Origin of the sequence: Salinivibrio sp. PR919 (assembly GCF_001995355.1) — a bacterium.
In the GTDB taxonomy this organism is placed as follows: domain Bacteria; phylum Pseudomonadota; class Gammaproteobacteria; order Enterobacterales; family Vibrionaceae; genus Salinivibrio; species Salinivibrio proteolyticus.
Genome location: NZ_MUFL01000064.1, coordinates 1 through 21,197 on the forward strand (window position 1 = coordinate 1; position 21,197 = coordinate 21,197).

Sequence of the window (21,197 nt, forward strand, 5' to 3'; positions counted from 1 at the left end):
TATCTATATAAATCAGAATCATAAAACAAGACACACCTCTCAAAAATCCAATCAAATACAGGCTTTTTGTAACAAAATCTATACAAACAAAAAATAAAAAGCCTTGTAAATATTGTTATCTATAAGCCACGTTTGATCGACGAGCAGCACGCTCGTCTTCCTATTAAGCCGTTGGGGAGAAAGGAATCTTTCAACAAAAAATAGGGCAATAAAAATGAAATTATCCAAGTTGACTTGGTTAGTCACCACAGGGGTTTTTGCAAGCACACCCGCACTTAGCGCAGAGCTAATTAATGTGACCGATGACACCGTTCTGAGTCAGGTTCTCGACCAACCAATCGGTGTATACGCCCCAATGGGCTCCTCAGCCAACCCGCTAGGTTTTAAAGAAGTAAAACGCGTCACGCTGCCTAACGGTAAAGTCAAAGTTCGCTATCAGCAAACCTACCAAGGCGTTCCTGTACTAGATACCAATGTGGTTGCTACTGAAAAAGCCGGAAAACGCAGCAATGTTTACGGCACTATGGCACAAGGCCTTACTGAAGACATCATGACAGTCGCGCCTGCACTGAATAGCCAAGATGCCTTAGGGGCTGCGAAGGCACACTTCACACAGAGCCAGACCACCCTCACCTCGGCTCCCTTTGAAAATGAGAACACCAGACTGGTTGTTCAACTCGATGAAAATCAAAAAGCACAGCTCGTGTATATTGTGGATTTCTTCGTCGCCGCCGAAGAGCCTAAGCGTCCTTTCTATATGGTTGACGCGGAAACCGGTGAAATCATTAGCCAGTGGGATGGGATCAATCATGCAGCTGCCGGTGGTACTGGTCCGGGGGGAAATGAAAAAACGGGCCAATATTTGTACGGCACGGACTATGATGACTTCCCCGTCGATAAAGTGGGCGATGTGTGTACCATGGAAACCGACAACGTCAAAACGGTTAACCTGAACCACGGCACATCAGGCACCAACGCATTTACATACCCATGTCCAGATGGTACCAACTATAACGATACAAAATACACTAACGGCGCATACTCCCCGCTGAATGACGCGCATTACTTTGGTCATGTCGTTTTCAATATGTACAAAGATTGGATGAACACGGCGCCATTGACCTTCCAGTTGACGATGCGTGTCCATTACAGCAAGGATTATGAAAATGCCTTCTGGAACGGCAGCTCAATGACGTTCGGTGATGGTCAATCAACGTTTTATCCATTGGTTGATATCAACGTTAGCGCCCACGAAGTCAGTCACGGTTTCACAGAGCAAAACTCTGGATTGGTATACCGCAACATGTCGGGTGGTATTAACGAAGCATTCTCTGATATCGCCGGTGAAGCGGCTGAGTTCTACATGCATGGTGATGTGGACTGGATTGTCGGTGCGGATATCTTCAAAGGTTCGGGCGGTTTGCGTTACTTTGAACAGCCTTCGCGCGATGGCAAATCGATTGACCATGTCGATCAATACTACTCAGGCATGAACGTGCACTATTCAAGCGGTGTCTTTAACCGTGCCTTCTATCTCCTTGCGAATAAGCCAAACTGGGATGTCCGCAAAGGTTTTGAAGTCTTCACCGTTGCCAACCAACTTTACTGGACAGCCAATAGTACGTTTGATGAAGGTGGTTGTGGTGTCGTTAAGGCCGCAAAAGATCTCAACTACAACGAAGCCGATGTGGTTGCAGCCTTTAATACCGTGGGCGTTAATACCTCTGCCTGTTCTGACGACAACTCAGGTTCTGTGTTACTCCCTAACGAACCAAAAACCGGTTTGAGTGGTAGTCGTGGTTCTTCTGAGCTCTTCACTTTCACTGTTGATAGCAACCGTTCGGTAAAAGTCACCATGAGTGGTGGTACAGGCGATGCCGACTTATATGTAAAAGCTGGTAGCGCCCCCACCACAAGCGATTGGGACTGCCGTCCTTTTGACTATGGCAATGAAGAATCATGCACTGTCAACGCAAAAGATGACGAAATCTACCATGTGATGGTTCGCGGCTACTCTAACTACTCGGGTGTGAGCTTAGTTCGCAACTAATTACTCACCGTCCTCAGCGCCGCTTTCCCAAAGCGGCGCTTTTTTGTCCACCATTTACCCGAAAAACGCTAACTTCATAGACAGTTCATAACGTGCTTAGCTTTTTGCACACCAAGCGCTATCTTTCTTTTTCCATAAAAAGCTCAAATAACGCAAATAAAAACATAATTTTAAGATCAGTTTTATTTCGCACATAACCAAGCCAAAACGCTGAATGTCGATCATTTCTCTCAGCGTTTTGTTTGTCGTCTATGCTGAAGTAAGGGCTCAAAAATCGGAGGGACTATGCTCAAGCACTTGTTCACCATGGCATTATCGCTTTGCATTATGGTATCTGCTAGCGCACGCGCCGACGTCCTCACCATGCCATCGCTTGAGTGGCCCCCCTACTCGGGCAATAGCCTGCCTGAACAAGGCGCATCGGTTGCAGTTGTTAGGGCCGCAGTTGAAGCAATGGGACACGAACTCAATGTTGAGTTTTATCCTTGGTCTCGCACCGTGTACTTGGTCAAAAACGATACCCAATATGCGGGGTATTTTCCCGAATATTACTACGAGACTGACGAGTTACTCTTTTCCGACCCGATAGGAACTGGACCCCTTGGTTTTGTCGAAAACACCAATCAACCGATTGAATGGTCCTCGTTGGATGATCTGGCTTCACACACGATAGGCGTGGTGCGAGGCTATGTGAACACACCAGAGCTGGATGCGCGGATTGCCAATGGCACGCTTAAATCATCTGCTGTGACGAATGACACGCAGAATTTACAGAAAGTCGGTCGCGAACGTCTTCCACTTGCGGTCATCGACGCCAACGTGCTGGCTTATCTTAAAGAAAATGACCCTGCACTGAGTGCTGTGAAAGACAAGCTACAGATGAACAAGAAGCTTCTTGTCGACAAAAAACTCTACATTGCCTTTGCCGACAATGAAGAGGGACGAAAATGGCGTGACATCGTCAATGAAGGCCTGAAAAAAATTGATATCGAACAGATTATGCAAAGCCACCTAGGCAACTAGGAGGCGCTGCACCAAAGTTAAGTGGGAAAGCACTGCTGTACCACTGGGCGTGGAAATAGATGGAAGATGAACGCTATGTTTAAAAGTCTGAAAGCAATATTTGTAACGCAAGTAGTTATTGCTGTTTCGGTCGTGTTGGGGATCTCCAGCTACATTGATTACCAAGACACCAAGCAGGAACTCAATAGCGCACTTGTCGCCACAGTGGACAACGCAACCAATCGTATGAAGCTGAGCTTGCCCAAAGCAATTTGGGATTTTGACCTTGAAGCGGCCAAGCTCTCGATCTCCGCCGAGTTAAAAGCCCCCGACATTAAAGGCGTTCGGGTGTTAGATAACCAAGGCGAAGCCATCCTGTTTTTACGCCTCGGACCTCCCTCAGAAGATGGAGAAAAGCGTCCTCCCGTCGATATTGGCGCCGATCAGCAGGCTTACTATGAAGCCATGCCTAAAGAAGAGAGTGAACTGTCTTTCACCGAGTACGGGGAGACTAACAAAGTCGGTACGGTACAGGTATTTTATAACACTGACCGCTTAGAAGCGGCCCTCGCCGATACCCTGTATCGCAATATTATCGAGCTGCTTGTACTTGATGCGGTGATGATTGTGTTTTTGATCTTAGCCCTGACCGCGACCGTGGTGAAACCACTTAACGACCTCACCGAACGCGTCCGCGAACTGGCCAGTGGCGATGGCGATCTCTCCAAAGTGATCCCGGAGCCAAAATATAAAGAATTCGCGAAGATCACTGAGCACATCAACCACTTTACCGCGTCTTTGCGCGAGATCGTCAACGAAGTGACGCAAGCTTCTATCAATTTGGCTGAAGTCGCAGCACAAAGCGGACAGATGGCACGGACAAACGCCGAGCGCCTCGAGCAACAAAAACAAAGCCTTTCTACTGTTGCAGCAGCAGCGACTGAGATGAATCAGTCGATTGCAACCGTTGCTGATACCGCGAACGACGCTGCAAGCCACGCGCAGGGGGCAACTGATTTGGTCAATCAGGTGTATCACACCATCGAAAGCTCTGCGTCTGAAATTATCAACATGCGTTCTGAGATGGAGAACGTCAACGCCGAGATGCACAAGCTGCTAGAGGAAGGCGAGAAGATCTCCGATGTGGTGAACGTAATTAATGATATTTCCGAGCAAACCAACCTACTCGCCCTCAACGCAGCGATTGAGGCGGCCCGCGCTGGTGAGCAAGGTCGCGGTTTTGCTGTGGTTGCCGATGAAGTGCGTAGTCTCTCAGTCAAAACCAGTGAATCGACCGAGCAGATTCAATCCAACATCAAATCATTGAGCGAAGCGACTGAGTCAGTGGAGAAAGAGATCAAACGTATCGGTAGCATCTTAGAAAGCACTGCCGGTCGAGTGTCTGAGTCGCAAGAGTCGGTCAGCCAAGTGCGCGAAACCATCACCGATATTTCCGAGCGTAGTGGACAAATCTCGCAAGCAACTGACGAACAACGTCAAGCCATTGATGAAGTCAGTCAAGCGATCAACGAAGCGTCAGACGCCACGAATTATGTGACCGAAGGTGCGCAAGATAACGCGGCTCGAACAGACAAAGTGCTGGAGCTGAGTGAAAACATTAAAGGACAGATGGGTAAATTTAAAACATAACAATCTGGTACATCACAAGGAGCGACAATGAAAAAGATATTTACAGTTGGCTTACTGTTTCTTTTGATGGTACCAGGGGTGATGGCGCGCACATTAACAGCCGCCCAAGACCCTTGGCCGCCGTTTGTAACGTCTGATGCCTCCATGCCCGGTATCTCGGTTGAGTTATTAACCGAAGCGATGAAAACGCAAGGCTATGACGTTGAGTTCAAAAACATGCCTTGGGCACGCGCGCTAGATTCGGTAAGTAAAGGCACCATCGATTTGCTGCCGGCCACTTGGTACACCGAAGCTCGCACTGATTTTTTACACTACAGCGATTCTTATCTCACCAATGAGCTGACATTTATCAAGCGCGCCGTTGACAGCTTCCAATTTTCCGACCTTAGTGGGCTAGACGGAAAAACGGTTGGTATCATCCGCGACTATGGGTATGGCGATGCGTTTCTTGCCTCAGACAGTTTTGATAAGCCAGAAGCGAATAACCTAGTCACAAATTTGAAGAAATTACTCGCTAATCGTATCGATCTCACCTTAGAAGACAAGGTTGTCGCGCTGTCCGTGATGAAAGAAGAAGGTATGGACGCAAATGCGTTTGCGTTTACGAATAAGCCCCTGTCATCGAAACCGCTTCACGTCACCTCCGGTAAAGCGAATCCAGACGGTGCGCTATTTATTAATGCCTATAACAAAGGACTCGAAGCAATAAAAGCCAACGGGACATTCGATAAAATCGTTGAAAAATATGGCATTAAGTGATCGAAAGTAAAAATATCGGATACACTAAAAGAAGGGATGCACCAGCCCCTTCTTTTTTATTTGTAGGGTGTGCGATGCTTTTTAAGCGACAATTCAATCGATGGTTTTTAGTGTTCACATTAGGCTTTGCGCTACTTGCTGGGCTGGCCATTGTCAGCACGCATAATTATATCATTGAACAAGTGATTAAAGAGGAGCAAGAAGACATCAACCGTAAGGCCACACTCATTCGCTCCCGTATTGAAGCGGCGATATTTAGAGACACTTACCTCGCCGATAGCCTTGCGACCGTTGTTGCGATTGACCCCGAATTCGCCATGGCAAGTTGGGATGACGTTGCCGGTAAACTTCTCACCAAAGCCAGTTATGTGAGAAACGTTGGGCTCGCACCCAATGATGTGATTAGCCACGTCTATCCACTAAAGGGAAATGAAGCAGCGATAGGGCTCGATTTCCGCGCTCGGCCGGAACAGTATCGAACGGTACTTCGGGCAAGAAACCTCGCAGACGTTTATATTGCAGGCCCGGTAGATCTTGTGCAAGGTGGACAGGCGATTATCGCGCGCTTCCCCATTTTTTTATCTCCCATTGATAAAAGTTCTTACTGGGGTGGCGTCAGTGTCGTGATCAATTACACCAAACTGTTTGAAGAGTCGGGCCTCTTTAATCTCGCAGGGGCCTCCGTTGCCATAAAGAATACAGAAACGCTAGATTACTTTTATGGCTCGCAAGACACTTTTTTCAATGCCGACTTTGTAGTCCCCATTAGTCTCCCCAATGGCGAATGGACTTTGGCTGCGCAATATACGATTGCACAAACACCTCAAGTCAAACAATTAAGTGTATTCGTTTATGCCATCTGTATTTCCTTTGTCTTAGCAACTTACGGTATGATCGGCCTGTTTTATCGCAGCTTTTTAAAAGCGAAGGAGCAAGCGTTCCAAGACCAACTAACCACTCTGCCTAATCGTCGTTTTGCCATTGATTTGTTAGAAAAGCTCACGACTGAACGAAAGGAGTCATTCGTACTGCTGAATATCGATTTAAATGACTTTAAGTTGACTAATGACGTATACGGCCACGAAGCCGGAGATGCTTTACTCGCCCACGTGGCCTTACGCCTGCGTCAGAGTGTTCGAGCCTCAGATATTGTCGCGAGAATGGGGGGCGATGAATTTATTGCCGTACTAAGAGATGCTCGACCCGGYGATGTAAATAGTATTATCAACAGCATCAAGACCTCGGTAGAATCCCGTGCATGTGCATGGCAAACTTATAAACTCTATCCGTCATTAAGTATCGGTCACGCGCTATACGATCATGAGTCACCACAAAGCCTAGACGAAGTCATGGCTACCGCTGACCATGATATGTATCGCGTCAAGACATTGGGAAAACGTGAACGTCCCACGAAAGAAAAGATAAATTGAGCAAGCTCTGAAATAAGAATAAAAAAGAGGTGGCCACACCTCTTTTTTATCTTGGTAAATGTATCTTTAAATATCTATTGGTAGACTAATTTAAGTACTTATCCAATATCTCTTGCAGTTGGCCTGATTCACGCATTTCTTTCACACCTTCATCAAGCATTGCTTTGATAGCATTCGCTTCTGGGTGCTCTCTAGAAATCATCATGTGGAATTTATCACCACTGTTTCCAGGAATTGGCTCTACTTGCATTCCGCCAGCGAGATAATCAGTGCCTTGCGCAACTTTAAATCCAGCCAATATCTCATAACGCGCCAAGAATACATCACAACGGCCTGCTTCGGTTTTTTGCACTAATTGATCAAAGCTTTTTGCTGATTTTCTGACTTTACTGTCGTCAACACCAAAGCCTGTGTAGTTATAGCCAAGAAGGCCACACATTCTCAACCCATTTAAATCTTCTACTGAGCTTATATTCAGGCCATTAGGATTTTGGCGAGTTGAGTAGATGTAACTGGGTTGAAGAGTATAGTAGTAGTCGGTAAGTAGATAATCCCGATCACGCTCTTCATTGTACGATGCGCTCAACGCTATATCATAATTGCCTGCTTTCGTTTCTAATACGCAACGTTTCCAAGGAGGCATTTCAACCGATACGTTAACGCCTTCTTTACCGAAGATATTGTTCAGAACGTCAACATCATACCCCTCGATATTATCACCTTTTTTATAGTGGAAAGGTGGCCAGCCAGCTCCATCACCGCAGGCGCTGATAGAGGAAGTATCAAGCGCTAATGCTGGACTAGCGACGAGCGTGCCAACAAGGGCAGTTGCAGAAAGTATCGCAATTTTCATAGTGAACTCCTATTAGGAAACCTCACTCTAAGTATTGATGATATTCTCCATAACGCGACCTTAATCACTGCATTTTTTACGGATTCAATATAACTACCTCGCCAAGCTTTAACCCCTTACGTACGCGCCCTTGCTTTGTGAGCGATACCAGCCGAGTCTTGGCCTTACCCGCGTCGAGCACCTTCACATAGTTAAGTTGTCCAATTTGATAATACGCATTGCTCGGTAAGTAAAGTACAGGTTCGGCTTTTTGTGACACTGTCACTTTTGCAAACATACCCGGTAGCAAAGTATCACTCATCTCCGTGTTTGGCAGTGTCACTACAACACGATAACTGCGTGACGTGGCATCGGCGGCCGGTGTCACGGTGCGCACCACGCCCGTCAGAGTTTTATCATAGGTCGGGAGCGTAACCGTCAAAGATTGACCGATGTCGACGAAGAGTAACGCAGATTCCGCCACATTGACCGTCGCTTCAATGCTTTCAGGATTATACAGAGATAGCAGCGCCGCCCCCGGTGTTGCCGTATCACCTTGGTTGATGATCTTTTCCGTGATCACACCAGAGAAAGGCGCTCGCACCAGACTAAAACCAAATTGGGTTTCTGCCTCGTCCACCGCAGCAAGGGCGCGGCGATAATCAGACTGCGCCGTTTTTAAGCGATTTTCCGCTTCATCAAACTGAGATTGAGGCACCAGCTTTTTCGCCAACAAGGTCTCCATTCGTCGGTAGTCACTGCGCGCGGTATTCAGTTGCGATTGCGCCGAGGCCAAGGCTTGTTGCACTTGGCGAACTTTGGCACTGAGGTCGGCATTATCTAAACGCAGTAATACATCGCCTTGCTCAACGCGGTCACCGACATCAACCAACACTTCCGCGACGGTGRCCGTCATCCGCGCTGCCAGCGTGGCGTTTTGTCGTGCCACTAGCTTACCCGAGAAGATACGCGTTTGCGGCTGTTCGACCGCTTCCAGTGTTAGCGTTTTCATATCGCTTGCGACAGGTTTGAGGGGCGATTCTGACGCCACTTTCTCGGTAAAGGCGCCAGCCATCGCCAAAAATAACACCAATAACCCAGTGCCTAGCACCAGTGCGAGTAAGCCTTTTTTTGCCTTCATGCATCCTCTCCTTCTACTGATAAGCCATGGGTCGGGTGATGTTGATACGCAAGGTTGTACACCACAGGCACAACCAGCAAGGTAAACACGGTAGACGCGGCAATGCCGAAAATAATTGCCCACGCTAAGCCATTGAAAATAGGGTCGAGGGTGATAATCACATTCCCCAATAAGGTGGTGCCGGCGGTGAGCAAAATAGGCCGCATTCGCACTGCGCCCGCTTGTACTAGGGCTTCACTCAGCGCCATGCCTTGTGCAAGTGACTGTTGAATAAATTCAATTAACACCAGTGAGTTACGCACCACAATCCCTGCCAATGCAATCATGCCAATCATCGCGGTGGCGGTGAATAGCGCCGGGTTTGGGTAGCCGTTGATCTCACCGCTTAAGTCATTGAGCAACCAAAAACCCGGCATGATGCCAATCACGGTCAGCGGGATCGCGAGCATAATAATACCCGATACCGCCGGTAGCCCGGTTTGTATCAGCATCACAATAAAGACGCCCAGCAGTGCTGCGCCATAGGCAATCCCCAGATCGCGGAAGACATCAATGGTGATCTTCCACTCTCCTTCACCACTCCATACCACCTCGATACCCTCATCAACTTGCCAGCCATCACCCGCGCCATTATCCAGATAACTACGCGCTGATAGCGGGCGAGCACTATCCGATTCAGGTTGATTAAAGTCGGCCATCACATCGGCGACTACTTCGCCCGGCACGCGTCCAGTGGGTTCGGCGTACACATACACGACGGGGCGCAAGTTTTTATGATAGATAGGCTGATCAACCGGTTGCCGCGTAAAATGACCGAGCTCACTCAAGGCGACCAGCGGCTGCGGCGCATCCACCAAGGCACCTTGAATCGATTGTTTAGCCACTCCAGCCCGACCGCGTACGTGCAGTGCAAGCAGCGCATCAAGTTGATCACGGGCATCTGGCGCAAGTTGCAGCCTCACGGGCAAGGGATCCATTTCATCGGCATCCGCTAAATGGGCCAGCGTGACCCCTTGGTTCGCGGCCCTGAGCGCTTGGTTGATGTCGGCCACGGCAATACCCGACAAGGCGGCTTTTTCTTGGTCCACCACAAACTGCCAGCTCGATAAAGGCCCTTGAATACTGGTGCTCACTTCTGACACCAAGGCTTCACGCTTTAATCGCTCGGCCACCTGCGTCGCTTGCGCTTGCAGGGTTGAATACGGCGTGCTTGGTGAGCCATACACTTCCGCGACAATGGTTGCCAGCACAGGCGGCCCCGGCGGCATTTCCACTAATTGCACCTCGGCATCATATTTTGCTGCGATGGCTTCTAATTCATCACGCATGCGCGTGACCAAGCCATGCGATTGCAACGTGCGCCGGTGCTTATCCACCAGCACCACACGCAGTTCACCCTGGTAAGGCGCTTGGCGAGTAAAGTAATGGCGCACCATGCCATTAAAATCCATCGGTGAGGCGATCCCGGCAAAGCCGGATACCGACACCACCTCGGCTTGCGTGTGTAGATAACGGTTCATCTCTCGCAGCACGTTGGAGGTATCAACATGATTGGCGGTTTCCGGCAAATCCAGTACTACCTGAAACTCGTTTTTATTATCATACGGCAAGAGTTTGAGTGGCACGAAGCGCAAAGCAGGCAGCAAGGCGGCGATGACGAACAACACGCCCACTAGCCATAAAAACGCTTTGGCGCGACGATTACTCTCGAGCAATGGCAGCAACACGCGTCGGTAGCCACGGTACAGCGGCGTGGTCTCTATGCGATAGTCATCACCTTTATTGGAAGCGCGGACAATTTTTTTGGCAAGCCAAGGGGTGACTAAAAACGCTACCAAGGTACTGATCACCACACTGACCGGCACATTGAATGCAAGGGGCGCCATATACGGCCCCATCATGCCGGTGATAAAAAACATCGGGGTAAACACAATCACAATCGCCACCGTCGACATGATCAATGCGCGTTTGATTTCCAACATCGCCAGCACAATCGTGCTTCCACGGGGCTTATTATCATGAGTCAGGTGCCGTTCAATGTTGTCGATACTGGCAATCGGATCATCAACAATCAGTCCCAGCGCCAAAATTAACGCAAACAGGGTGACGCGGTTAATCGAATAGCCAAAGGCTAAATCCAGCCCTAATGCCGCGCCATAACTGATTGGGATCGCAATCGCTACCACTAAGGCACTTCGCCAGTTTAAGAACAAGCCAACAAAGACCACCACGGTGAGCACCGCAATACCGAGGCTGGACACCAAGTTTTTTACTTTGGCATCGGCGGTTTGACCGTAATTGCGAATAATCTCAACGCTCACGCCCTCGGGAAATTGTGTGGCGACCAGATGATTGAGCGTGGCGGTGATATCCTCGGCCACGCTCACCGCGTTCGAACCTTTTTGCTTGGCCACCGAGAGAAACACTGCTGGATGCGGCTGGCTATCATCGGTCGATTGGATCCAGGTATCTGTGGTGGGCTCTTGCGCGCCGTCGGATAATTCGGCTACATCCTGCAGGTACACAGGTTTGCCATTAACCACCGCCACCACTAAATGGCGTATCTCCTCAAGGCTTTGATACCACTGGCCGGTTTTTAATACATAGCGCTCACCCTGATGCTGAATATCCCCGACATCACGCTTTTGATGGCTTAGCGAAAAGGCATTAGTCAGATCAGACACGCTGATTTGATAGCTAGCCATAGCCGCAGGATCGAGCGTGACCAATACCTGCCGCGGCACACCACCCACCACCTTCACCGCATTGGTTTCGGGAAGGGCTTTGAGATCCAAGGTGGCCTGCTCGGCAATGCGTCGAAGCGCATAATGGTCGAGCTGGTCAGGGTTTTCGCTACGCAGTGCCGCAATCACAATTGGCACATCATCAATTTCCACCGGCTTGATTGCCCATTCGCTCACAGCAGCTGGGATCGCATCTTGGTTGGCGTACAGCTTGTTATAAAGTTTCACCAAGGCAGACTCGCGATCTTCACCCACGTAAAAGCGCACCGTGACCAACGCGGAGCCTGCTTGGGTGGTGGAATACACATACTCCACCCCATCAATTTGACTGACTTTTTTCTCGAGCGGCTGCGTCACCTGCTTTGCCACTTGTGGCGCACTCAAACCAGGCGCTTGTACCACCACATCTGCCATTGGTACCACGATTTGCGGATCTTCTTCTTTGGGTGTAAGCCACAGCGCCGCCGCCCCGACCAGCAGTGCAAGCACGATGAGGATGGGCGGGAAGAAGCTATTCATTACTCGGGTGATCAGCTGACCTTGTGGCTGGGCATCTCGCATATTCGATCCTTTGGCTGATGTCAGTAACGACAAGAAAACGATAGGTAAAAACGCTGAATATTAATTAACTTAGCGCATCGACGGGCAATAAATGTATGCTGATCGCTCAGATTCAGACACATCAGGCACAATAGAGCCGCTGCAAGGTGGCGATAATCGCCGCGACGTGGGGGTCATTGAGCTGATAAAACACCTGCTGAGATGACTTGCGCACCTTAACCAGTTGATGCCGCTTTAACACGCTAAGGTGCTGGGAAAACGCCGACTGACTGAGCGACGACCCTTGCAGCAATTGCCCTACGGAGCGCTCTCCGGCCAAAAGCTGGCACAGCACAATTAATCGCTCAGGATGGGCCATCACTTTCAACATGGTCGCCACCAAAGACGCTTGCTCACGCATGGCACTGATGTCCATATCCGGTACGCTTTCTGCCTCAAACGGCACCGTTGACTCTGCCATCACCCACTCCTTTCTCGCCAATACTCATAGCTTAGCGCGGCATTTTATTTAGTCAATTCTAATTTAGACAAATTATTATTAGACTTTTCTAAATATAACTTCTAGAGTGATCCCAGTGCCGACAAATACTGAAGGCGTTCGAGCCAAAGCGGTTCGGTCTGTCGGGGAATCGTATAGAGGATGCAAAGGAGTCTTGCTATGACAATTGATAATGGCGTACGTGTAATCGCTGGCATGATGGTGCTACTTTCTGTCGTGCTTACCCTCACAGTTCACAGCCAATTTATTTGGCTAACCGTCTTCATTGGCGTAAACCTGATCCAAAGTGCGTTTACAGGGATTTGTCCGGCTGCCTTTTTCCTGAAAAAACTTGGACTAAGCAACGCTTGATGGAGTCATAATGACCAAAATCGTAATTATTGGCGGCGTCGCTGGTGGCGCCTCTGCCGCCGCTCGCGCCCGTCGCTTAAGTGAAGAAGCCGAAATTATCATGTTCGAACGTGGCCCGTACGTCTCGTTCGCTAATTGTGGTTTGCCTTATCATATCGGCGGAGATATTACCGATCGCAGTAAACTCTTGCTGCAAACCCCAGATAGTTTTCGCGCCCGCTTTAATGTGGATGTGCGCATCAACAGTACGGTCACTGCGATTAATCGCGAAGCCAAAACCGTTACCGTCACCCGTGCCGATGGCAGCAATTATCAAGAAAGCTACGACAAGTTGTTGTTAAGCCCAGGTGCGGCCCCCATCATGCCGCCCATCCCTGGCTTAGATAACCCGCTGACCCACTCGCTCCGCAATATTCCAGATATGGATGCGATTTTGCATACCATTGAGATGAATAACCCCAGCCATGCGACTGTCGTTGGCGGGGGCTTTATTGGCCTTGAGATGATGGAAGCGCTGCATCAACGCGGGATTAAAACCACCCTATTGGAGATGGCCGATCAGGTAATGACGCCGGTTGACCGAGAAATGGCGGGCTTTGTTCATCAAACCATTCGCGATCAAGGAGTGGATTTACGCCTAGGCACAGCACTGGAGTCCGCCGAGTTTATTCCCACCACGCATGTCGCCAGTGATGATGCCGGCGAGCCCAGTGAGCCGCAACACTTGGAAGGTTCACTGAACCTCACGCTAAATAATGGCGACACGCTGCATACTGAATTGTTGATCATGGCGGTTGGCGTTAAGCCTGAAGTCACGCTGGCGCAACAGGCGGGGCTTGCCATTGGTGAAAAAGGCGGCATTGTGGTCAACAGCACCATGCAGACCCAAGATCCCGATATTTACGCGGTCGGCGATGCAGTGGAAGAAATCGACTTTGTGACCCATAAGCCAACGTTAGTGCCACTGGCGGGTCCGGCGAACCGTCAAGGGCGGATGGCCGCTGACAACATGCTAGGCAGCACTGAACATTATCTTGGCACCCAAGGCACCGCCATCTGTAAAGTGTTCGATCTCGCCGTCGCCTCGGTGGGCCAAAACGAGAAACAACTCAAGCACGCTGATATCGACTATCAAAAGGTCTATGTTCACGCCGCCAGTCATGCCGGTTATTATCCCGGTGCGGAAATCGTCTCATTTAAGCTGCTGTTTGCCCCGGATACCGGCGCGATTTTAGGCGCACAAGCGGTGGGTAAAGACGGCATTGATAAGCGCATTGATGTCATGGCCGTGGCACAACGTGCTGGCATGACCGTTGAGCAGCTACAACATCTCGAGCTCACTTATGCGCCGCCGTATGGCAGTGCCAAAGATGTGATTAACCAAGCAGCCTTTGTGGCCACCAATATTCTTAAAGGTGACACGACGCCGATCCACTTTGATGAGGTAGACAACCTCACCGACGATCAAGTGCTACTTGATGTGCGTAATGCCCCCGAGCGCGAAAACGGTCAGTATATCGATGGTGATATCCATATTCCGGTCGACGAGCTGCGTGGACGCATTAATGAGCTGCCAAAAGACAAAGAAATTGTGGTGTACTGCCAAGTCGGTCTGCGCGGCAACGTCGCCTACCGCCAGCTAGTCAACAATGGCTTTAAAGCCCGCAACTTGATTGGTGGCTATCGCACCTACAAATTCGCCACAGCGTAGTGCGAACACTGTGTTCAAATTCAACTGGGTGACCCCACATGGGTCACCTTTTTTATGCTGGCGGGAAGGTGTTCTACGAAAACAACCCAGACGACAAATAACGATCGCCGCGATCGCAAACAATGGCTACCACCACAGAGCCGGGTTCGGCTTTGGCGACTTGCAGGGCAGCAAACACGGCACCACCCGAGCTAACCCCCGCACAAATACCTTCTTCTCTGGCGAGGGCGCGCGCGGTCTCTTTCGCATCTTGCTCGGAAATATCCATCACTGCATCAATGTGCTCGTCGGTATAAATGCCGGGGAGATATTCAGCTGGCCAGCGGCGAATACCAGGAATCGCGCTCCCCTCTGTCGGTTGTAAACCAATGGTTTTAATCGCGGAATTTTGCGTTTTTAGATACTTTGAGGTTCCCACAATGGTACCTGTGGTGCCCATGCTGGCGATAAAGTGGGTGATTTGTTGCTGGCTTTGTTGCCAAATTTCTGGCCCCGTACCCGTTAAATGCGCCCGCCAGTTATCCGGGTTATTGAACTGATCTAACACTTTGCCCTTGCCCTGTGCTTGCATGGATAAAGCTAAATCGCGAGCGCCCTCCATCCCCGCCGCTTGAGAGACGAGGATCAACTCACTGCCATAGGCTCGCATGGCATCTTTGCGCTCCTGTGTGGCGTTTTCAGGCATGATTAAAATCAGTCGATAACCTTTAATCGCCGCCGCCATCGCCAACGCGATCCCTGTGTTGCCACTGGTCGCTTCAATCAAGGTATCGCCGGGTTCGATATCACCCCGCGCTTCTGCCTGCACGATCATATTGAGTGCGGGTCTATCTTTCACCGAACCGGCCGGATTATTGCCCTCGAGTTTGACTAAAACAGTGCTGCCTGTCTCTGCGGCTAACCGCTGCAAGCGCACCAAAGGGGTCTGACCCACATAGTCTTCAAGGGTGGGGAAATCAGCCACGTTGTTTACCTCTTCATGTTTCATGAATTGCCTGCCTGATGGATGCTCTCAACACCGCGTAAGACACTGTCTATCGCCACATCCTACAAGGAGGCTTGACACGATACGCAGACATTTTTTCACTAACATATACAAAATGGTTATATTTAAACTGTTTTTTATTCCCTTCAATTGCTTTTATTCTGTGACCTATCCCAACTTTCTTTGCTGATAACAGCAACAAACGGCCATCAAGGATTTAACAATGAAGGTATTCAAAACTCTGGCTCTTTCGGCCTTGCTTGCCGCCAGCACGGCGCCGGTATCTGCCGCCGAGCAAACCCTCTTGAATTCATCTTACGATATCGCACGTGAGCTTTTTGCTGATTACAATCCGCTGTTTGAAGCGCACTGGCAAGAAAAAACCGGAGAGTCGGTGACCATTAAGCAGTCTCATGGTGGCTCCTCAGCGCAGGCGCGCGCCATCATGCAAGGGCTGCAAGCAGATGTGGTCACCTTCAACCAAGTCACGGATGTGCAGGTGTTGTACGATCGCGGCAAGTTGATCGATAAAAACTGGAAAGAGAATTTCCCCAACAGTAGCTCGCCGTACTACTCCACCACCGCGTTTTTGGTGCGCAAGGGCAACCCAAAGAACATTGAAAATTGGGATGATTTGGCCAAGGACGACGTCGCTTCTGTTTTCCCGAATCCAAAAACCTCCGGTAATGCACGTTATACCTACCTTGCCGCACTCGGTTATGCGCAAAAGGCGTTCGGAAAAGACAACACCGAGCAACAAGACCAATTTTTGAAACAGCTTCTCGCCAATGTGGCGGTGTTTGATACCGGTGGCCGCGGCGCAACCACCTCGTTTGTTGAACGTGGCATTGGCGATGTGCTGGTCACCTTTGAATCAGAGGTCAATAATATCCGCCAGCAATATGGCAGTGATAAATACGATATTGTGGTGCCTAAAACCTCGATTTTGGCCGAGTTCCCCGTCGCCGTGGTTGAGCGTAACGCCAAACGCAACGGCACCACTGAGTTGGCAACCGAGTATTTGTCTTACCTTTACAGCGAAAAAGCACAGCGCTTATTGGCCGATTTTAACTACCGCGTCCATCATCCTGACGTGGTCAAAGACAATGCCGATCGTTTCCCTGAAGTCGAACTGCTGACCGTAGAAGCTATCGCAGGGAGTTGGGATCAGGCCATGAAAACGCACTTTGCCAGTGGCGGAAAACTCGACCAACTACAACGCCGTTAATGCTTTCTAGGTATTGAGACGCTATGCCATCGCTATCGTATCAACGCCAATCGATGCCTTGGGCAGCACGTCAGCAGCGCGTGCTGCCCGGGTTTGGCATCAGTTTGGGCGTGTCTTTGCTGTTCATCAGCTTAATCCTGCTGTTACCGGCCAGCGGCCTTATCATGCAAACCAGCCAAATGAGTTGGCAAGAATACTGGTTTGCCATCACTGACCCACGCATTGTCGCCAGTTATAAAGTCACAGCCGGTGCGGCACTGATTGCTTCATTATTAAACGGTGTGATTGGCTTGCTCTTTGCGTGGGTGCTGGTGCGATACGACTTTGCGGGCAAACGCTTGGTCGATGCGCTGGTTGATTTGCCGTTTGCTCTGCCCACCGCTGTTGCCGGCGTCACGCTCGCCACCCTGTACGCCGATAACGGCTGGATAGGCAGTATGCTTGCCAACATCGGTATCCAAGTTGCCTACACGCCGCTTGGGATCGTGATTGCCATGATGTTTACCAGCTTGCCGTTTGTGGTACGTACCGTCCAACCCGTGTTGGAGGAAATTTCCCAAGAGGAAGAAGAGGCCGGTACTGTGCTCGGGGCGAGCGACGCTGCGGTATTTTGGCGGATTATTCTACCGACCATCAAGCCGGCGTTGTTAGTGGGTGTGGCCTTATCATTTACCCGCAGTCTGGGTGAATTCGGTGCGGTGATTTTTATTGCTGGCAATATGCCCTACGTCAGCGAGATAACGTCGCTGATGATCTTTGTTCGCTTGCAAGAGTTTGATTTCCCAGCGGCGAGTGCCATTGCCTCGGTGATCTTGATGGCATCCCTGTCGTTATTGTTTGCCATCAACCTTTGGCAAGGCCGTTATCTAAAACGTATTCACGGGCGGTAAGGACACTTTATGAGCACAAACTCGGTGAGAATCGGTGATACCCCATGGATCAGGCGCACTTTAATCGCGCTTATGCTGCTGCTCGTGGCGCTGGTGTTGGTTGTGCCGCTGGTGAGTATTTTTTCCATCGCCTTCGCCGATGGCATCACAAGTTATTTTCAGCATTTACTCGCGCCCGATACCCGCCACGCGATTGGCCTTACATTGTTGGTGGCCGTTCTCACGGTACCCATCAACCTCGTATTTGGCGTGATGCTGGCATGGGCGGTCACCCGCTTCCAATTTCCGGGGCGAAAACTGATCACCACCTTGATTGATATCCCGTTTGCCGTGTCGCCCGTGGTCGCAGGCTTACTCTATTTGCTGCTTTATGGCAGTAACGGCTGGCTAGGCGCGTGGCTATTTGAGCATGATCTTCAAGTAATGTTTGCCCTACCCGGCATTGTGTTGGTCACTATTTTTGTTACCTGCCCTTTTGTCGCCCGCGAGCTGATCCCGCTCATGCAACAGCAAGGGCAAGCCGAGGAAGAAGCGGCGGTGGTGTTAGGCGCATCATGGTGGCAGCTTTTTCGCCGCGTCACCTTGCCCAATATTAAGTGGGCCCTCATCTACGGGGTCATTTTGACTAATGCCCGTGCCATCGGCGAGTTTGGTGCGGTCGCTGTGGTGTCAGGCAGCATTCGCGGTCAAACCAATACCCTGCCTTTGCAGGTACAGCTGCTCTATGAGGACTACCAAACCCAAGCGGCGTTCGCCTGTGCGTCATTACTTGCCTTTATGGCACTCGCTACCTTGGTATTGAAAGCCTTGGTGGAATGGCGTCAGTATCGTGTGCACGCCAGTACCGCGCCGATGGATGAAAGCAGTGCGTCAACGCCTGCCCGCTTAACCTTACAAACGAACCAAAGTGAGCCGTAAGCCATGCGTATTCAACTGAACAACATCACTAAACACTTTGGCCAGTTTCAAGCGTTATCGCCGTTATCACTTACCATAGAGCAAGGCGAGATGATGGGACTGCTTGGGCCCTCAGGCTCCGGTAAAACCACGTTATTGCGCATTATTGCCGGATTAGAAAGCAGTAACAGCGGCCAGATCCTATTTGGCGAGCGCGATGTCACCCGCGTCCATGTGCGGGATCGCCGTGTCGGGTTTGTTTTTCAAAACTACGCCTTGTTCAAACACATGACGGTGGCAGAGAACATCGCCTTTGGCTTGCAAGTGATGCCGCGTCGCGAGCGTCCTTCACCGGCCACGGAGACACAAAGGGTTAACCAACTGCTTGAGGTCGTGCAGTTAGGCCACCTGGGCCAGCGGTATCCCGAACAATTATCAGGCGGGCAAAAGCAACGTATCGCGCTGGCGCGAGCGTTAGCGACACAACCGGAAATCTTATTGCTTGATGAGCCATTTGGGGCATTAGATGCACAAGTGCGCAAAGAGCTGCGCCAATGGTTACGCCGACTACACGATGAAATGGCTTTTACCAGTGTGTTTGTCACTCACGACCAAGACGAAGCACTCGAGCTATCGGATCGCGTGGTGGTCATGAGTAATGGGCAAATTGAACAAGTCGACAGTCCGGTCGACCTTTATGCCGCGCCGAAAAGTCGCTTTGTGTTTGATTTTTTAGGAAACGTGAATGTTTTTTCCGGCCACTATCAGCAAGGCACGTGGCAAAACGGCAATGCCTTTATTCAACCCACACTAAACACGCACACCCAACAGTCAGGCAGTTTGTATGTGCGCAGCCATGAGTTAACCCTGGCTGATAAACCCAATAGCCAACTCTCGCTGCCCATGCGTGTGGTCTCTATCAACCCGGTTGGTGCCGAGGTGCGGGTTTCACTCGCTCCACAAGGCTGGGAGAGTGAACAACTGTGGGAGGCCACCTTGACCCATCATGCGTGGCAAGCCGCAGCGTATCAAAAGGGCGATACCGTGTATGCGATGCCGCACCGTGGATACTTTTTCAACGGCACAGACACCGAGCCGCACCGCCTTAATTGGCCATTTTTGACGGCCGATAGCTTGGTGTATGATATTTAATCATTAGCGCGCATCCGGAAAAATAATCAGGCCTAAGCTTTCAAGTAGCTGAGATTGTTGCCAATCGGCGATTTTCACGCCCGACAGATCCACTTTACGTGGGTCTAAGCCATCAATCTCAGCGTGACATAAATTCGCACCTTGTACACTAAACTGCCCCCATACATCGGGCGAAAAAACACCACCACTCAGATCAGCTTCTTTTAATGACGCACTGAGGAGGTTGGTTTCAATCCAACGGTTTTCAAACAGTTCGCACTTTTCTAAGCACGCTTGCGCAAGGTTGGCATAAGACAAGTTACAACCGGTGATAAACGCTGAGCATAAGTACACCCGATGGCTGACTTGATTGGCAAAGTTTGCGCGGGAAAAGTTCGCGCCCTTCAGATCGCATTCTCTCATCTCAATGCCGTAACAATTGGCAAAACTAAAATTGGCCATCGCCAATAGGCATTGCTGAAAACTGGCATCACGAAGGTTAGCAGCGGTAAAGTGGCACCCTTCGATATCGCCCTGTTCGATAAATTTGCAACGCTTGAACGTCACATCGCGGAGGTTAGCGCGGGTAAAGTCACAACGGATAAAGGTACAGTCTTTAAATTCGAGTTCACTGAGATCTTGGTGAGAAAAGTTCTCTTGGTGAAATGTCTGGTTATGTGTCTTCATATCATTCCCTCAATCAATGCGCCGCTAGGCTAACAACATAACCCTTTGAAATCACGAAAATAAAACCTTTCACAATCAGGACCTTACAACCCCCTTATTTTGCCGATTTAAAGGGGTAAACTAGCCTCAGAGAAAGCGTAAGAGGAACAGATAGAACACGGCGACGATAAAAAAATTTTTCGCCTTACAGACCGGCTGACGAAGATAACACCTGCTCTACAAACCTCGCTTTTCTTTCCCGATAGTCGTCTTGCTCAAACCCTTCACAGGCGCGTTTAAGCGCATTGTAGGAATGAACCAGTTGTGGATTAGCGCGCAGCGTGTCTCGAAAGGTCAGAAAATCTTCGAACTCAGAGCCATTGGCCACCACTTGCAACGCAACATCGTCATCCTGTTTGGATTCCAACATACACAGCTCGGGAGTCCGTAACGTGCCTCTCTTTTCTTGAAAGCCCAACTCAACTAGCCGCTTTACAGCCTCTTCATGCTGTAAGGCAGGTACACCAACAAAAATATCGAGATCGCCTTTCGAGATTGCTGAAGGGATCGACGACGCGCCAATGTGCTCGACTCGCGCTTCAGGAAGTTGGTGTTGGATAGCCACTCGCCACTGATTGAATAATCGCTCGCAAGCAGGTTGGTATTGGTC

General features: G+C 50.0%; 18 protein-coding genes. 11 read left to right on the plus strand and 7 right to left on the minus strand.

The annotated features are described in order from the left end of the window. Positions 1-214: 214 nt before the first annotated feature. From BZG83_RS11975 to BZG83_RS11995, 5 genes are all read left to right on the plus strand, one after another. Positions 215-2,050: a M4 family metallopeptidase gene (locus BZG83_RS11975; RefSeq protein ID WP_077480817.1), complete on the plus strand. Its 1,836-nt coding sequence runs from the start codon at positions 215-217 to the stop codon at positions 2,048-2,050. A 285-nt stretch (positions 2,051-2,335) separates the two neighbouring features. Further along, positions 2,336-3,073, plus strand: a complete 738-nt coding sequence (locus BZG83_RS11980) for a substrate-binding periplasmic protein (protein WP_077480819.1) — start codon at positions 2,336-2,338, stop codon at positions 3,071-3,073. Positions 3,074-3,148: 75 nt separating this feature from the next. Beyond that, entirely contained in the window at positions 3,149-4,702 is a 1,554-nt protein-coding gene (locus tag BZG83_RS11985) for a methyl-accepting chemotaxis protein (RefSeq protein WP_077480821.1), read from the plus strand. Between the two features lie 27 nt (positions 4,703-4,729). Beyond that, positions 4,730-5,461: a substrate-binding periplasmic protein gene (locus tag BZG83_RS11990; protein WP_077480823.1), complete on the plus strand. Its 732-nt coding sequence runs from the start codon at positions 4,730-4,732 to the stop codon at positions 5,459-5,461. Continuing rightward, the gene (locus BZG83_RS11995; protein WP_131825083.1) at positions 5,458-6,891 is read left to right on the plus strand and encodes a diguanylate cyclase; all 1,434 of its coding nucleotides are present in this window, start codon (positions 5,458-5,460) and stop codon (positions 6,889-6,891) included. Before BZG83_RS11990 ends, BZG83_RS11995 begins: the two co-directional genes overlap by 4 nt. A gap of 85 nt (positions 6,892-6,976) precedes the next feature. Here the strand turns inward: BZG83_RS11995 and BZG83_RS12000 are convergent, their stop codons facing one another. From BZG83_RS12000 to BZG83_RS12015, 4 genes are all read right to left on the minus strand, one after another. Further along, complete coding sequence (locus BZG83_RS12000) at positions 6,977-7,744, minus strand: substrate-binding periplasmic protein (RefSeq protein WP_077480827.1); 768 nt, start codon at positions 7,742-7,744, stop codon at positions 6,977-6,979. Positions 7,745-7,820: 76 nt separating this feature from the next. Further along, positions 7,821-8,864 carry an efflux RND transporter periplasmic adaptor subunit gene (locus BZG83_RS12005; RefSeq protein WP_077480829.1) on the minus strand — a complete coding sequence of 348 codons (1,044 nt, stop codon included), beginning with the start codon at positions 8,862-8,864 and terminating at the stop codon, positions 7,821-7,823. After that, on the minus strand, positions 8,861-12,169 hold the full coding sequence (locus BZG83_RS12010; protein ID WP_077480831.1) for an efflux RND transporter permease subunit: 3,309 nt from the start codon (positions 12,167-12,169) through the stop codon (positions 8,861-8,863). Before BZG83_RS12010 ends, BZG83_RS12005 begins: the two co-directional genes overlap by 4 nt. A gap of 121 nt (positions 12,170-12,290) precedes the next feature. Beyond that, positions 12,291-12,629: an ArsR/SmtB family transcription factor gene (locus BZG83_RS12015; protein ID WP_231637480.1), complete on the minus strand. Its 339-nt coding sequence runs from the start codon at positions 12,627-12,629 to the stop codon at positions 12,291-12,293. Between the two features lie 198 nt (positions 12,630-12,827). Here BZG83_RS12015 and BZG83_RS12020 point away from each other — a divergent pair, with 198 nt between their 5' ends. Next, positions 12,828-13,019: a YgaP family membrane protein gene (locus BZG83_RS12020; protein ID WP_069586663.1), complete on the plus strand. Its 192-nt coding sequence runs from the start codon at positions 12,828-12,830 to the stop codon at positions 13,017-13,019. Between the two features lie 10 nt (positions 13,020-13,029). Beyond that, positions 13,030-14,730, plus strand: coding sequence for an FAD-dependent oxidoreductase (locus BZG83_RS12025; protein ID WP_077480833.1), 1,701 nt, complete (start codon positions 13,030-13,032; stop codon positions 14,728-14,730). A gap of 73 nt (positions 14,731-14,803) precedes the next feature. Here the strand turns inward: BZG83_RS12025 and cysM are convergent, their stop codons facing one another. Then, entirely contained in the window at positions 14,804-15,694 is an 891-nt protein-coding gene (cysM, locus tag BZG83_RS12030) for a cysteine synthase CysM (RefSeq protein WP_077480845.1), read from the minus strand. A gap of 244 nt (positions 15,695-15,938) precedes the next feature. Between cysM and cysP the strand changes: the two genes are divergently transcribed. Genes cysP through BZG83_RS12050 form a run of 4 tightly spaced genes read left to right on the plus strand, consistent with a single transcriptional unit; the run spans position 15,939 to position 19,882 of the window. Continuing rightward, complete coding sequence (gene cysP, locus BZG83_RS12035) at positions 15,939-16,943, plus strand: thiosulfate ABC transporter substrate-binding protein CysP (RefSeq protein WP_077480835.1); 1,005 nt, start codon at positions 15,939-15,941, stop codon at positions 16,941-16,943. A 53-nt stretch (positions 16,944-16,996) separates the two neighbouring features. After that, positions 16,997-17,833 (plus strand): sulfate ABC transporter permease subunit CysT, encoded by an 837-nt coding sequence (gene cysT, locus BZG83_RS12040; protein WP_077480847.1) that lies wholly within the window; start codon positions 16,997-16,999, stop codon positions 17,831-17,833. Positions 17,834-17,842: 9 nt separating this feature from the next. Next, positions 17,843-18,751 (plus strand): sulfate ABC transporter permease subunit CysW, encoded by a 909-nt coding sequence (cysW, locus tag BZG83_RS12045; protein WP_077480837.1) that lies wholly within the window; start codon positions 17,843-17,845, stop codon positions 18,749-18,751. A gap of 3 nt (positions 18,752-18,754) precedes the next feature. Beyond that, positions 18,755-19,882, plus strand: coding sequence for a sulfate/molybdate ABC transporter ATP-binding protein (locus tag BZG83_RS12050; RefSeq protein ID WP_077480839.1), 1,128 nt, complete (start codon positions 18,755-18,757; stop codon positions 19,880-19,882). Between the two features lie 3 nt (positions 19,883-19,885). On the opposite strand, the gene BZG83_RS12055 is transcribed toward BZG83_RS12050, so the two are convergent. Both BZG83_RS12055 and BZG83_RS12060 read right to left on the minus strand, forming a co-directional pair. Further along, complete coding sequence (locus tag BZG83_RS12055) at positions 19,886-20,548, minus strand: Qnr family pentapeptide repeat protein (RefSeq protein ID WP_077480841.1); 663 nt, start codon at positions 20,546-20,548, stop codon at positions 19,886-19,888. Between the two features lie 184 nt (positions 20,549-20,732). Then, on the minus strand, positions 20,733-21,197 hold a 465-nt coding region (locus tag BZG83_RS12060; protein ID WP_077480843.1), incomplete at its 5' end, for a GrpB family protein.